Annotated in this window: 12 protein-coding genes and 1 pseudogene; 8 read left to right on the top strand and 5 right to left on the bottom strand. The window is 64.0% G+C overall.

Annotated elements, in window-relative coordinates; translation table 11 throughout:
* Positions 1 to 15 precede the first annotated feature (15 nt).
* Positions 16 to 1,506 (top strand): M48 family metalloprotease, encoded by a 1,491-nt coding sequence (locus tag JQ580_RS12230; RefSeq protein WP_212280798.1) that lies wholly within the window; start codon positions 16 to 18, stop codon positions 1,504 to 1,506.
* A 94-nt stretch (positions 1,507 to 1,600) separates the two neighbouring features.
* On the opposite strand, the gene JQ580_RS12225 is transcribed toward JQ580_RS12230, so the two are convergent.
* Positions 1,601 to 2,929, bottom strand: a complete 1,329-nt coding sequence (locus JQ580_RS12225; RefSeq protein ID WP_212280310.1) for an MFS transporter — start codon at positions 2,927 to 2,929, stop codon at positions 1,601 to 1,603.
* 181 nt (positions 2,930 to 3,110) lie between these two features.
* Between JQ580_RS12225 and cyoA the strand changes: the two genes are divergently transcribed.
* The 7 genes from cyoA to JQ580_RS12190 are packed head-to-tail and all read left to right on the top strand — an operon-like array spanning position 3,111 to position 10,031.
* Positions 3,111 to 4,271 carry a ubiquinol oxidase subunit II gene (cyoA, locus tag JQ580_RS12220; RefSeq protein WP_212280309.1) on the top strand — a complete coding sequence of 387 codons (1,161 nt, stop codon included), beginning with the start codon at positions 3,111 to 3,113 and terminating at the stop codon, positions 4,269 to 4,271.
* Between the two features lie 12 nt (positions 4,272 to 4,283).
* Positions 4,284 to 6,281 (top strand): cytochrome o ubiquinol oxidase subunit I, encoded by a 1,998-nt coding sequence (cyoB, locus tag JQ580_RS12215; protein WP_212280308.1) that lies wholly within the window; start codon positions 4,284 to 4,286, stop codon positions 6,279 to 6,281.
* Complete coding sequence (gene cyoC, locus JQ580_RS12210) at positions 6,282 to 6,911, top strand: cytochrome o ubiquinol oxidase subunit III (RefSeq protein WP_212280307.1); 630 nt, start codon at positions 6,282 to 6,284, stop codon at positions 6,909 to 6,911. It begins immediately after the preceding gene.
* Positions 6,908 to 7,288, top strand: coding sequence for a cytochrome o ubiquinol oxidase subunit IV (cyoD, locus tag JQ580_RS12205; protein ID WP_212280306.1), 381 nt, complete (start codon positions 6,908 to 6,910; stop codon positions 7,286 to 7,288). The genes cyoC and cyoD overlap by 4 nt, the downstream gene beginning before the upstream one ends.
* Positions 7,285 to 8,133, top strand: a complete 849-nt coding sequence (locus tag JQ580_RS12200) for an SURF1 family protein (protein WP_212280305.1) — start codon at positions 7,285 to 7,287, stop codon at positions 8,131 to 8,133. Before cyoD ends, JQ580_RS12200 begins: the two co-directional genes overlap by 4 nt.
* Positions 8,105 to 9,508 carry an ATP-binding protein gene (locus JQ580_RS12195; RefSeq protein ID WP_212280304.1) on the top strand — a complete coding sequence of 468 codons (1,404 nt, stop codon included), beginning with the start codon at positions 8,105 to 8,107 and terminating at the stop codon, positions 9,506 to 9,508. The genes JQ580_RS12200 and JQ580_RS12195 overlap by 29 nt, the downstream gene beginning before the upstream one ends.
* Complete coding sequence (locus JQ580_RS12190) at positions 9,498 to 10,031, top strand: response regulator transcription factor (protein WP_106949522.1); 534 nt, start codon at positions 9,498 to 9,500, stop codon at positions 10,029 to 10,031. The genes JQ580_RS12195 and JQ580_RS12190 overlap by 11 nt, the downstream gene beginning before the upstream one ends.
* A gap of 25 nt (positions 10,032 to 10,056) precedes the next feature.
* Here JQ580_RS12190 and JQ580_RS12185 read toward each other — a convergent pair whose 3' ends face one another.
* The 4 genes and pseudogenes from JQ580_RS12185 to JQ580_RS12170 all read right to left on the bottom strand — a co-directional run.
* A complete protein-coding gene (locus tag JQ580_RS12185) occupies positions 10,057 to 10,710 on the bottom strand; it encodes a hypothetical protein (RefSeq protein WP_212280303.1) in 654 nt (217 codons plus the stop codon).
* Positions 10,711 to 10,859: 149 nt separating this feature from the next.
* Positions 10,860 to 11,663, bottom strand: coding sequence for a CarD family transcriptional regulator (locus tag JQ580_RS12180; protein WP_212280302.1), 804 nt, complete (start codon positions 11,661 to 11,663; stop codon positions 10,860 to 10,862).
* 347 nt (positions 11,664 to 12,010) lie between these two features.
* The gene (gene fdxA / locus JQ580_RS12175; RefSeq protein ID WP_212280301.1) at positions 12,011 to 12,349 is read right to left on the bottom strand and encodes a ferredoxin FdxA; all 339 of its coding nucleotides are present in this window, start codon (positions 12,347 to 12,349) and stop codon (positions 12,011 to 12,013) included.
* A gap of 132 nt (positions 12,350 to 12,481) precedes the next feature.
* Positions 12,482 to 12,745: pseudogene (locus JQ580_RS12170) on the bottom strand (RNA-binding S4 domain-containing protein); the annotation flags it as partial.
* Positions 12,746 to 12,750: the final 5 nt, after the last annotated feature.

Raw genomic sequence — 12,750 nt, 5'->3', positions numbered from 1 at the left:
AGCGACGTGAATGGGGTGCTAGAACGGCACGTACGGAACGAACGCCGCCGCCTGCGGGCGGCGCCGGCCGCGCTATGCCTCGTGCTGGGCACGGCGCTGGCGGGCTGCGGCGACATGGGCCGGTTCCAGACCGCCGCTGTCCCGGCGACCGTCGCCATGCCGAAGCCGAAACCGGCCGTTGCGCAGACCCCCGCGACCGAAAAGGAGCATGAGCGCATCCTGGCGAGCTATGGCGGCACCTATGACGATCCCAGGCTCGAGTCGCTCGTCAGCAAGACAGTCGATCGGTTGGTTGCAGCGTCGGATCGTCCAGACCAGGGCTACAAGGTCACCATCCTCAATTCCGGCGCTGTGAACGCCTTCGCGCTGCCCAACGGCCAGCTCTATGTGACGCGTGGCCTGCTCGCGCTCGCCAGCGACACCTCGGAATTGTCGTCCGTGCTCAGCCACGAGATGGCGCATGTGCTGTCCAAGCACGCCGCGATGCGCGAGGACCAGGCGCGCCAGGCCGCGATCGTCACCCGCGTCGTCACCGACATGAGCAACGATCCGGACCTCACTGCGCTGGCGCTGGCCAAGACCAAGCTCACCATGGCGAGCTTTTCGCGCAAGCAGGAGTTCGAGGCCGACGGCATCGGCGTCGGCATCTCCGCCAAGGCGCATTTTGACCCTTACGGAGCTGCGCGCTTCCTTTCGGCGATGGAGCGCAATGCCGAGCTGAAAGCGGGCAAGAGCTCGCTCGATCCGCGCGCGCAGGATTTCACGTCGTCGCATCCGGCAACCCCGGAGCGCGTGCAGAACGCGCAGACCATTGCGCGGCAATATACGGCGCCCGAAGGCGCCGAGCGCGACCGCGAGAGCTATCTCGCGGCGATCGACAACCTCGTCTACGGCGAAGACCCCAGCGAAGGTTTCGTCCGCGGCCGCCGCTTCCTGCATCCGAAGCTGGGCTTTTCCTTCCAGGCGCCGGAGAATTTCACGCTCGACAACACCGCCCAGGCCGTGATCGGCGTGCGCGAGGGCGGCGCACAGGCGATGCGTTTCGACGTGGTGCGCGTCCCGGCCGAGCAGTCGCTCGGCGACTACCTCAATTCCGGCTGGATGGAGGGCGTCGAGAAGGCCTCCACCGAAGACATCACCATCAACGGCTTTCCGGCCGCGTCCGCCACCGCCAAGGGCGACCAGTGGCAGTTCAAGGTCTACGCGCTGCGCTTTGGCAGCGACGTCTACCGGTTCATCTTCGCGACCCGGCAGAAATCGACCGAGAGCGAGCGCAACGCGCGCGAGACCGTCAGTTCATTCCGCCGCCTGACGCTGGACGAGATCCAGGCCGCCCGTCCGCTGCGCATCAAGGTCATCACCGTGCAGCCCGGCGACACCGTGGAATCGCTCTCCCACCGCATGGCCGGCGTCGATCATCCCGCCGAGCGTTTTCGCGTGCTGAACGGGCTCGATCGCACCGCGCAGGTGAAGGTGCGAGATCGCGTGAAGATCGTAGCGGACTGACGTGCGCGAAGCGCACGTCATCCCGGGGCGCGCTGAGCACGAACCCGGGATCCAGAGCCACAAAGGCATCTGTTGTGTGACTACCGCGCGAGCCCTAACGCCCCGCGTCCATATCGCCGGCCTCGCGCTGGCCGCTGAGCCAGAGCGCGAGCAGCGTCCAGAACGCGCCTGACAGCAGATAGGCGCCCGAGGCGATGACGCCGAGATTGGTGGCGAGCAGCAGCGCGACCAGCGGAGCGAAGCCGGCGCCGAACAGCCAGGCCATGTCCGACGTCAGCGCGGACGCCGTATAGCGATAGGTCTGCTTGAAGCTCGAGGCGATCGCGCCCGAAGACTGGCCAAAGGACAGGCCGAGCAGGATGAAGCCGATCACCATGTAGATGGTCTCGCCGAACGCGCCGGCGTCGAGCAGCTGCGGGGCAAAGCCGCTGTAGATCGCGATCGCGATCGCCGATCCCATCAACAGCGACTTGCGTCCCACACGGTCGGCGATGATGCCGGAGGCCACAATCGCGCCGACGCCGAACACGGCAGCGACGATCTCGATGATCAGGAAGCGCACCGGGCTTTCGCGGGTGAACAGGAACACCCAGGACAGCGGAAACACCGTGACCATGTGAAACAGCGCAAAGCTGGCGAGCGGCGCGAACGCGCCCAGCATGATGTTCTGGCCTTCGCGAGCGACGGTCTCGGAAATGCGCGCGGGCTGCAATTCGCGGGTCTCGAACAGCGAGGCGTATTCCGCCGTCGTCACCATGCGCAGGCGAGCGAACAGCGCCACCACGTTGATGGCGAACGCGACGAAGAAGGGATAGCGCCAGCCCCAGTCGAAGAAATCGTCGGCCGAGAGATTGCCGGCGAAATAGGCGAACAGCGCGCTCGCCACGATCAGCCCGAGCGGGGCGCCGAGCTGCGGCACCATCGCGTACCAGCCGCGCTTGGAAGGCGGCGCGTTCAGCGCCAGCAGCGAAGCCATGCCGTCCCAGGCGCCGCCCCAGGCCAGACCCTGCGCGATACGCGCCAGCGCGAGCAGCCAGATCGCCGCGCTGCCGATCTCTTTGTAGCTCGGCAAGAACGCAATGGCGACGGTGGCAGTGCCGAGCAGGAACAGCGCCGAGATCAGCTTGGCGGTCTTGCCGTATTCCCGGTCGACGGTCATGAAAATGACGGTGCCGATCGGCCGCGCCATGAAGGCCAGCGCGAAGATCATGAAGGTATAGAAGGTGCCGGTCAGCTCGCTCGTGAACGGGAAGACCAGGCGCGGGAACACGATCACCGAGGCAATCGCGAAGACGAAAAAGTCAAAGAATTCCGAGGTGCGGCCGATGATGACGCCGATGGCGATCTCGCCCGGACTGGCGAGGTCGTGGCCGTGCTCGCCCGAGGGGGTCTTTGCCAATACCGGGGTGTGTGCCGTCGCCATGCGTGCGCCCTTAACGTCTTGATAACCAATGCCGACCGCCCGGCGGGGCGCCAGGCAATCCGCCTTTGTCTGACCCAGCATTCCGCACTGCAACATTGGACAAATTGTCCAATGTCCGGACTGTTGCGCCGCAGCTACCCGTTGGCTCCGCAAAAGAAACTCATTCTCAAAGGCTCGGCCCGTGTCTCGTCTCAAGATCCTGGCGCTACTACCTCTGGCTGCTGCGCTCAGCGGCTGCGACTGCGTTGTGCTGGCGCCAGCCGGCGATATCGCAGCCCAACAGCGCGACCTCGTTATCATCTCGACCGTCCTGATGCTGCTCATCGTCGTCCCCGTGATGGCGCTGACGGTGCTGTTCGCCTGGCGCTATCGCCAGTCCAACACGGACGCTCGCTACGAGCCGGAATGGGATCACTCGACGGCGCTCGAGCTGGTGATCTGGTCGGCACCGCTGCTGATCATCGTCTGCCTCGGCGCGCTGACCTGGATGGGCACGCACCTGCTCGACCCCTATCGCACGCTCGGCCGCATCCATGCCGACCGCGCCGTGGACCAGTCCAAGGCTCCGCTCGAGGTCGACGTCGTCGCGCTCGACTGGAAGTGGCTCTTCATCTATCCGGACTACGGCATCGCCACCGTCAACGAGCTCGCAGCTCCGGTCGATCGTCCGATCACATTCCGCATCACCGCGTCCTCGGTGATGAACTCGTTCTACATCCCCGCGCTCGCCGGCCAGATCTACGCGATGCCGGGCATGGAGACCAAGCTCCACGCGGTGGTGAACCACGCAGGCAGCTACAAGGGCTTCTCGGCCAACTACAGCGGTGCCGGCTTCTCCGGCATGCGCTTCAACTTCCAGGGCCTCGACGACAAGGGTTTTGACGCCTGGGTCGCCAGCGCCAAATCGGCCGGCGGCTCGCTCGGCCGCGCCGAATATCTCCAGCTCGAGAAGCCCAGCGAGAACGAGCCCGTACGACGCTGGGGCACCGTCGATGCCGACCTCTATCGCCTGATCCTCAACATGTGCGTCGAGACCGGCAAGATGTGCCAGAGCGAGATGATGGCGATCGACGCCAAGGGCGGCAACGGCCATGAGGGCCTGAACAACACGCTGCCGCTGGCTTACGACAAATACGCCCGCCGCGGCACGGCGCTCGGACCCGAGCCGAGCTTCGTCGCAGGCACCTGCACGCCCGATGCGCCGCAAGGCAAGACCACGGCGTCGATCACGGCTCCCGTCGACATGGCGCCGCTGCTCGGCGCAGGCCTGAAGCGGCCGAGCTTCACGCCGCTCAAGTCCTCGTCCTTCTTGCTCGGACTGCGTCCGAAGTCAGACTCCTAAAGAGATTCCCGCATGTCTCCTGATCTTCTCAAGCTCATCTTCGGCCGGCTCACCATCGAATCCTTGCCGTTGCACGAGCCGATCGTCGTCGGCACCTTCGCGGTGGTGGCAACCGGCGGCCTCGTCATGCTCGCCGGCCTGACCTATCTCCGCCTCTGGGGTTATCTCTGGCGCGAATGGTTCACCACCGTGGACCACAAGCGCATCGGCATCATGTACATGATCCTCGGCATCGTGATGCTGCTGCGCGGCTTCGCCGACGCGCTCATGATGCGGTTGCAGCAGGCGCTGGCTTTTGGTGGTTCCGAAGGCTACCTCAACGCCCATCACTACGATCAGGTCTTCACCGCCCACGGCGTGATCATGATCTTTTTCGTGGCGATGCCGCTGGTGACCGGCTTGATGAACTATGTGGTGCCGCTCCAGATCGGCGCGCGCGACGTGTCGTTCCCCTTCCTGAACAATTTCAGCTTCTGGATGACGGTCGGCGGCGCGGTGCTGGTGATGGCCTCGCTGTTCATCGGCGAATTTGCCCGCACCGGCTGGCTGGCTTATCCGCCGCTGTCCAACATCGGCTACAGTCCTGACGTCGGCGTCGACTATTACATCTGGGGTTTGCAGGTCGCCGGCGTCGGAACGACGCTGTCCGGGATCAACCTGATCTGCACCATCGTCAAGCTGCGATGCCCCGGCATGACCATGATGAAGATGCCGGTGTTCACCTGGACCTCGCTCTGCACCAACGTCCTGATCGTCGCTTCCTTCCCCGTCCTGACCGTCGTGCTCGCGCTGCTCACGCTCGACCGCTACGTCGGCACCAACTTCTTCACGAACGATTTCGGCGGCAGCCCGATGATGTACGTGAACCTGATCTGGATCTGGGGCCATCCCGAGGTCTACATCCTGGTTCTCCCGGCGTTCGGCATCTTCTCCGAGGTGACCTCGACCTTCTCCGGCAAGCGACTGTTCGGCTACACCTCGATGGTGTACGCCACGGTCGTCATCACCATCCTGTCGTACCTGGTCTGGCTGCACCACTTCTTCACGATGGGTTCGGGCGCCAGCGTCAACTCGTTCTTCGGCATCACCACGATGATCATCTCGATCCCGACGGGCGCGAAGATGTTCAACTGGCTGTTCACGATGTATCGCGGCCGTATCCGCTACGAGCTGCCGATGATGTGGACGATCGCGTTCATGCTGACCTTCGTCATCGGCGGCATGACCGGCGTGCTGCTCGCGGTACCGCCGGCCGACTTCGTGCTGCACAACAGCCTGTTCCTGATCGCGCACTTTCACAACGTCATCATCGGCGGCGTGGTGTTCGGCGCGTTCGCCGGCATCAACTACTGGTTCCCGAAGGCCTTCGGCTTCAAGCTCGATCCATTCTGGGGCAAGATGTCGTTCTGGTTCTGGGTCACCGGCTTCTACCTCGCCTTCATGCCGCTCTACGTGCTCGGCCTGATGGGCGTGACTCGCCGGCTGCGCGTGTTCGACGATCCGAGCCTGCAGATCTGGTTCATCATCGCCGGGATCGGCGCCTTCCTCGTCTTCCTCGGTATCCTCTCGATGCTGGTGCAATTCGCGGTCTCCTTCCTCAAGCGCGAGCAGCTCAAGGACGTCACCGGCGATCCCTGGGATGCACGCACGCTGGAATGGGCGACATCGTCGCCGCCGCCGGACTACAACTTCGCCTTCACCCCCGTCGTTCACGACAATGACGCGTGGTGGGACATGAAGAGACGCGGCTACCAGCGTCCGCTGACCGGATTCAAGCCGATCCACATGCCCAGCAGCACCGGCACCGGCATCATCCTTGCCGGCCTCGCGACTGCGATGGGGTTCGGCCTGATCTGGTACATGTGGTGGCTGGCCGCATTGAGCTTCGCCGGGCTCCTCGTCGTCGGCATCGGCCACACCTTCAATTATCACCGCGACTTCGACATTCCGGCTGAAGACGTCATCCGGGCCGAGGACGCGCGCACCAAACTGCTCGCCGGAGCCAAGTAAATGACTGTCGCTGTCCAATCCACCCAATCCGGCGAGCCGGTCTTCTACCTCGCCGACGAACATCCGCATCCGGAAGGCTACAGCACCTCGCTCGGCTTCTGGATCTACCTGATGAGCGACTGTCTCATCTTCGCGATCCTGTTCGCCACTTTCGGCGTGCTCGGCGGCAATTATGCCGCCGGCCCGGCGCCGAAGGACCTGTTCGACCTGAACCTGGTCGCGGTGAACACCTCGATGCTGCTGCTGTCGTCGATCACCTACGGCTTTGCCATGCTGACGATGCAGCAGAACAAGGTCGCTCAGACGCAGGTCTGGCTGGCGATCACCGGCCTGTTCGGCCTCGCCTTCATCGGCATCGAGCTCACCGAGTTCGCCCACATGATCCACGAGGGTGCGACGCCCCAGCGCAGCGCCTTCCTGTCGGCGTTCTTCACCCTGGTCGGAACCCACGGCCTGCACGTCTCCTGCGGCCTGATCTGGCTGGTGACGCTGATGGTGCAGGTGCAGAAGTTCGGCCTGATCGAGGCAAATCGCCGCCGCCTGATGTGCCTGTCGATGTTCTGGCACTTCCTCGACGTGGTCTGGATCGGCGTCTTCACCTTCGTCTACCTCCTGGGAGTTCTGCGATGAGCACCGATACCCGCGCCGCGCACGCGGACGACCATCACCACGGCGACAGCCACGCCCACGGCACGTTCTCGACCTACATGCTCGGCTTCGTGCTCTCGGTGGTGCTGACCGCAATTCCGTTCTGGCTGGTGATGAGCGGCGCGCTGCCGAGCAAGCAGATCACCGCGCTGGTGATCATGGTCTTCGCCGTGGTGCAGATCGTCGTCCACATGATCTACTTCCTGCACATGAACACGGCGTCGGAGAACGGCTGGACGATGATGGCGCTGATCTTCACCATTGTCATGGTGGTGATCGCGCTGTCGGGTTCGCTGTGGGTGATGAGCCACCTCAACAGCAACATGATGCCGATGCACGAAATGACGGGAATGAAGTGAGCGATACCGGGACCGTGACGGACAAGGCAGAGGGCGCGCCCCGCAAGGCTGCTCGCCCCTCCTTGTGGCTCACGGTTCTTTCGCTCGCGGCCTTCGCACTTCTGATCGCGCTCGGAATCTGGCAGATCGAGCGCCGTGCCTGGAAGCTGGCCCTGATCGACCGCGTCGAGCAGCGCGTCCACGCCCCGGCCCAGCCGATCCCCTCGCCCGCTTCATGGCCTGCGGTCAGCGCCGCCAACGACGAATACAGGCATGTCAGCCTTCAAGGCCGCTTCCTGCATGACCGCGAGACCCTGGTGCAGGCTGTCACCGAGGGGGGCCCGGGCTTTTGGGTGCTGACACCGCTCCAGCGCGACGATGGCACGCAGGTCCTGATCAACCGCGGCTTCGTGCCATCGGAGCGGCGCGACGCATCGACGCGCCGGGACGGCAATCCGGACGGTCAGGTCGAGATCACCGGCCTGCTCCGCATCTCGGAGCCGAAAGGCGGCTTCCTCCGGAACAACGTGCCCCAGCACAACCGCTGGTATTCTCGCGATGTCGCCGCGATTGCGACGGCCCGCGATCTGCACGAGGTTGCGCCGTTCTTCGTCGATGCCGATGCCCGATCACAATCCGCGGGCGGGCCGATCGGCGGATTGACCGTGATCAGCTTTCCAAATAACCACCTGATCTATGCCCTGACGTGGTTTGCCCTGGCTTTCATGCTGGCAGGTCGACTCTTCGTCACATTCGGCGGCGGGCTGTTCCGCCGCAAACGCTTCGTCCACGAACAGGCTGGCGGCACCGATGCTGTCGCCCGCAGGACGGGATCAGATGCTGGAACGATCGTCGAGCCGACCTGACGACGGGAAGTCGCTTTCCCACACATTTGCGCAGGACGGGTTGGCCGTCACGCTGCAATCGCAGGCGGACGCACGCAGCGAGCTGATCGGCACTGCGCCGACTGACGACGAGACCAACCGCAAGAACATGGCGCTGCTGATCCAGTTGCGCTGGATCGCGGTGATCGGCCAGATCGTCACCATCGGCGGCGTGCATTTTGGGCTCGGCATCCCCCTGCCCTTGGAGCGGATGGGCGCAGTGATCGGCGCGCTGGTGCTGCTCAACGTCTCCAGCCTGATCTGGGTGCGCCATCGCGCCGCGATCACCAACAACGAGCTGCTGGTCGCTCTGATGCTAGATGTCGCCGCGCTGACCGCGCAGCTTTACCTCTCCGGCGGCGCCACCAATCCCTTCACCTCGCTGTTCCTGCTCCAGGTGACGCTCGGCGCGGTGCTGCTCGATGCGCGCTCGACCTGGTCACTGGTCGCGCTGACCTGCGCGAGCTTTGTGTGGCTGACCCTGGCCTACAGGCCGCTCGATTTGCCGCCGAACCCTCTCAGCGAGACCTACAGCCTCACCGTCACGGGCATGCTGCTGGGCTTCGTGCTCAACGCCGTGCTGCTGGTGGTGTTCGTGACCCGCATCAACAGGAATTTGCGCGAGCGCGATGCGCATCTGGCCGCGCTGCGCCAGCATGCGGCCGAGCAGGACCACATCGTGCGCATGGGTCTGCTCGCCTCCGGCGCAGCCCATGAGCTCGGCACGCCGCTGGCCTCGCTCTCGGTGATCCTCAGCGACTGGCGCCGCATGCCTGATCTTGCCGCCGATCAGGAGCTTGCCGAGGACCTCGCGGAGATGGAAACCTCGCTGCAACGCTGCAAGTCGATCGTGACGGGCATTCTGGTGTCGGCGGGCGAGGCGCGAGGCGAAGGCTCGTCGCCGACGACGGTGACGGCGTTCGTCACCGCCCTGGTCGACGAGTGGCGCGACGCGCGCTCCGCGCGGACGCTCTACTTCGTCAACACCTTTGGCGAGGACGTCGCGATCGTCTCGGATGTCGCTTTGAAGCAGGTGATCTTCAACGTGCTCGACAACGCCTATGAGGTCTCGCGCGACTGGGTCGAACTCGTCGCGGAGCGCGAGGGCGACAATCTCGTGCTGTCGATCAGCGACCGCGGCCCGGGCTTTGCGCCGGACATGCTGGCACAGCTCGGAAAGCCCTATCAGTCGAGCAAGGGCCGCGCCGGCGGCGGGCTCGGCCTGTTCCTGGTGGTGAATGTGGTGCGCAAGCTGGGCGGCACCGTGACCGCCGAGAATCACAGAAAGCGCGGCGCCACCGTGCGCCTCACGCTGCCGCTCGCAATGCTCGCGATCGGAGGAAATTTTGACGCCTGACCGTTCGCTCATCGTGGTCGAGGACGATGCGGGTTTTGCACGCACGCTGAAGCGCTCGTTCGAGCGCCGCGGCTACGAGGTGGTGCTCGCCGCCTCGATCGAGGAGGTGCGGCAGGTGCTGGAGGAACGCTCTTTCGGCCACGCCGTGGTCGACCTCAAGCTCGGCGGCGCTTCAGGCCTGGCCTGCGTCGAGCTCTTGCACACGCATGATCCTGATATGCTGATCGTGGTGCTGACCGGCTTTGCCAGCATCTCGACCGCCGTGGAGGCGATCAAGCTCGGCGCCTGCCACTACCTCGCAAAGCCTTCCAACACCGACGACATCGAAGCCGCCTTCACCAAGGCGGCCGGCAATACCGAGGTCGCACTCGACGCGCGACCGACCTCGATCAAGACGCTGGAATGGGAGCGCATCCATCAGACCCTGATCGAGACCGATTTCAACATCTCGGAAGCAGCACGAAGGCTCGGCATGCACCGGCGCACGCTGGCACGGAAGCTCGAGAAGCGGCCGGTGAAATAGGTCCGCGCGGCACGTTGCCGTATCCTTACTGTACCTCGTCCCGCCATGTCACGGTGACTTCGATACCTTCCTGATCGATCCGCGCAAGGACATCGAAGCGACACAGCTTGGTTGCCCTGCATTCTGTCCGCCAGGTCGTCAGGTCGGAGTAGCTTGTGGCGTCAGCGGAGATCGCGTCGGGCGGCGAGAGCAGCGCGGCGCCCAAATGATACGATACGCGCGCCACGAGGGATGCGGCCATGTCGTGGCTCAAGCGACCGGCGCCACTCGGATAATCCTGGACCCAACGCCGCGCCCAGCTGACTTCGCACGCGCCCTCCGGAACTCGCGCGGTCGGAAGAATGAACTTGATGATGGGGTAGCCCCCGGCAGTATCGCTCTCCTCGTTGCCAGTCTTGGACAGAACGACATTGTTCGGGAGCGATCCGTCCTCCTTGCCCCACATGTAAACGGGACCACTGACGATCTGATAGCCGTTCGGCAATAGCTCGGCTGGCAGAGCCGGTGCCAGAGGTTCGGAGAGGCAGGCGGCGCGGAAGGCTGTCAGTACATTGACCAAGCCACGCAGATCGGCGGTGTTTTCATATTTGAACACGATGCGTTCGGCTGATGCCGCATGACACGACATGCAACACAGCAGAAAGCACACTGGAAGGAGGCGGGAGATCAGTTTGTCCATGTTGTGCAGGAGCCGCTTTGCGCACCGCTCTCCATCAGTGCCTGCGGACCCGCTCCAGGTTCAGTTGGGTCACGACCGAGAGCACGCACAAAAAAGCCCGGCCGACCGGCCGGGCTTTTGATTTCTTGCGCTCGACGCGACGAAAGCGCTTACGCGGCCTCGTCGGCAACGGTGGTGTCATCGCCATCGGTGTCGTCGGTATCGCCCTCGGCATCCGTCTCGCCTTCGGCGGTTTCGGACTTGGCACCGCGGCGCGGGCTCTTGGCGAGCTGGCCCTCGATCTCCTTGACCGCTTCGGTCTCGGTCGAGTGCTGCACCACCGCGATCTCGCGGGACAGACGATCGAGCGCCGCTTCATAGAGCTGGCGTTCGCTGTAGGACTGCTCCGGCTGCGATTCCGAGCGGAAGAGATCGCGCACGACTTCCGCGATCGCGACGATGTCGCCGGAATTGATCTTGGCTTCGTATTCCTGGGCGCGGCGCGACCACATGGTGCGCTTGACGCGGGCGCGGCCCTTGAGCGTCTCCAGCGCCTTCTTCACCAGCGCGGGCTCGGACAGCTTGCGCATGCCGACATTGGCGACCTTGGCGGTCGGCACGCGCAGCGTCATCTTGTCCTTGATGAAGTTGATGACGAACAGCTCGAGCTTCGCGCCGGCGATCTCCTGCTCCTCGATGGCCAGGATCTGGCCGACGCCGTGAGCGGGATAGACGACGAATTCATTGGCCTTGAAGCCCTGGCGCTGGGTCACGACCTTCTTTTCTTCGACCTTCGGCGCAGCGGCCGCCGGCTTCACAGCCGGCTTGGCGGCAGCGACGGGCGCCTTGGCAGGAGCAGCAACGGGAGCCTTCGACGCGGCGGGCTTGGCAGCAGGAGCCTTGGCAGCGACAGGCTTGGCAGCAGGCTTTGCAACGGTCGCTTTCGCGGCCGGTTTGGCAGTCTTGTTAGGCATTGCGCTTCTTTTGTTCTTCGAGGACTTTGCAGCCGGCGGCGCCTTGGCAGCGGTCCGACCCTTGGATGCGCTACGGCTGGCCGCGGCGACTTTTTTGGCCTCCTTATGGGAAGCCCTCGCTGAAGTACTCTTTTTACGCGTTTTCTGTGACACAGCCTGCGCGCGGAAACTGCCACGCCCCTGTTCGACATTTGGTTTCACGGGAACCCGGCGGGGCCAACGGGGCTGACAGGGTTCGGCTCAATGTGCCCAATATAGCACATTTCCCGCAAAAATCAATGATTTAGGGGTAGTCAGGGCTGGTTTTCGGCGGCAGCGACGCTATTAGGGTTAAGTTTGGGCCCGATTTAGTCGCCGGAGCCGGGAGTTGGAGAAAAATATTTCTCGAACTTGCCTTCCATGCCGTCGAATTCCTTCGCGTCGGCAGGTGATTCTTTCTTCTGGGTGATGTTCGGCCAGCTCTTGGCGTACTGGGTGTTCACTTCCAGCCACTTTTCGAGGCCCGGTTCGGTGTCCGGCTTGATCGCGTCGGCGGGGCATTCGGGCTCGCACACGCCACAATCGATGCACTCGTCCGGGTGGATGACGAGCATGTTGTCGCCCTCATAGAAACAGTCGACCGGGCAGACCTCGACGCAATCGGTGTACTTGCACTTGATGCAGTTTTCAGTGACGACGTAAGTCATCCAACGCTCCGAAAAGCTCTTTTAAAAGTCGCGGCTTGCGTAGCGCGGATGGCCGGGCGCCGCAAGGTCGGGAAGGCCCGATCATGACGGCTTTGCGCGTTTGATCGACCAAGAAATGAATGCAATGCGCAATTAATTGCGCATCCCGAGCTCTTCATAGAGCACGCGCGCCGCGGCGGCATCGCCGCGGCGTTCGCTGAAGCCCGTCACCTTCAGGACGCGCACGGTGCGATCGAGTGCGACGGTGATGACGTCGCCGAGCTTGACCGCATGGCCCGGCGCCTTCTCTCGCTCGCCGTTGACGCGGACATGACCGGATCCGACGAGTTCGGCCGCCGAGGTACGCGCCTTCACCACCCGCGCGTGCCACAGCCATTTGTCGAGGCGCTGCCGCTCGGTCG

The organism is Bradyrhizobium sp. SZCCT0148, from assembly GCF_018129985.1.
Taxonomy (GTDB): Bacteria; Pseudomonadota; Alphaproteobacteria; order Rhizobiales; family Xanthobacteraceae; genus Bradyrhizobium; species Bradyrhizobium japonicum_H.
This window is presented reverse-complemented; position numbering and strand designations above follow the sequence as displayed.

Bases quoted from the DNA above. Each gene is read 5' to 3' on its own strand.
- JQ580_RS12225 (WP_212280310.1), bottom strand. From the start codon at position 2,929: ATGGCGACGGCACACACCCCGGTATTGGCAAAGACCCCCTCGGGCGAG.
- cyoB (WP_212280308.1), top strand. From the start codon at position 4,284: ATGTCTCCTGATCTTCTCAAGCTCATCTTCGGCCGGCTCACCATCGAA.
- cyoC (WP_212280307.1), top strand. From the start codon at position 6,282: ATGACTGTCGCTGTCCAATCCACCCAATCCGGCGAGCCGGTCTTCTAC.
- cyoD (WP_212280306.1), top strand. From the start codon at position 6,908: ATGAGCACCGATACCCGCGCCGCGCACGCGGACGACCATCACCACGGC.
- JQ580_RS12195 (WP_212280304.1), top strand. From the start codon at position 8,105: ATGCTGGAACGATCGTCGAGCCGACCTGACGACGGGAAGTCGCTTTCC.
- JQ580_RS12185 (WP_212280303.1), bottom strand. From the start codon at position 10,710: ATGGACAAACTGATCTCCCGCCTCCTTCCAGTGTGCTTTCTGCTGTGT.
- JQ580_RS12180 (WP_212280302.1), bottom strand. From the start codon at position 11,663: ATGCCTAACAAGACTGCCAAACCGGCCGCGAAAGCGACCGTTGCAAAG.
- fdxA (WP_212280301.1), bottom strand. From the start codon at position 12,349: ATGACTTACGTCGTCACTGAAAACTGCATCAAGTGCAAGTACACCGAT.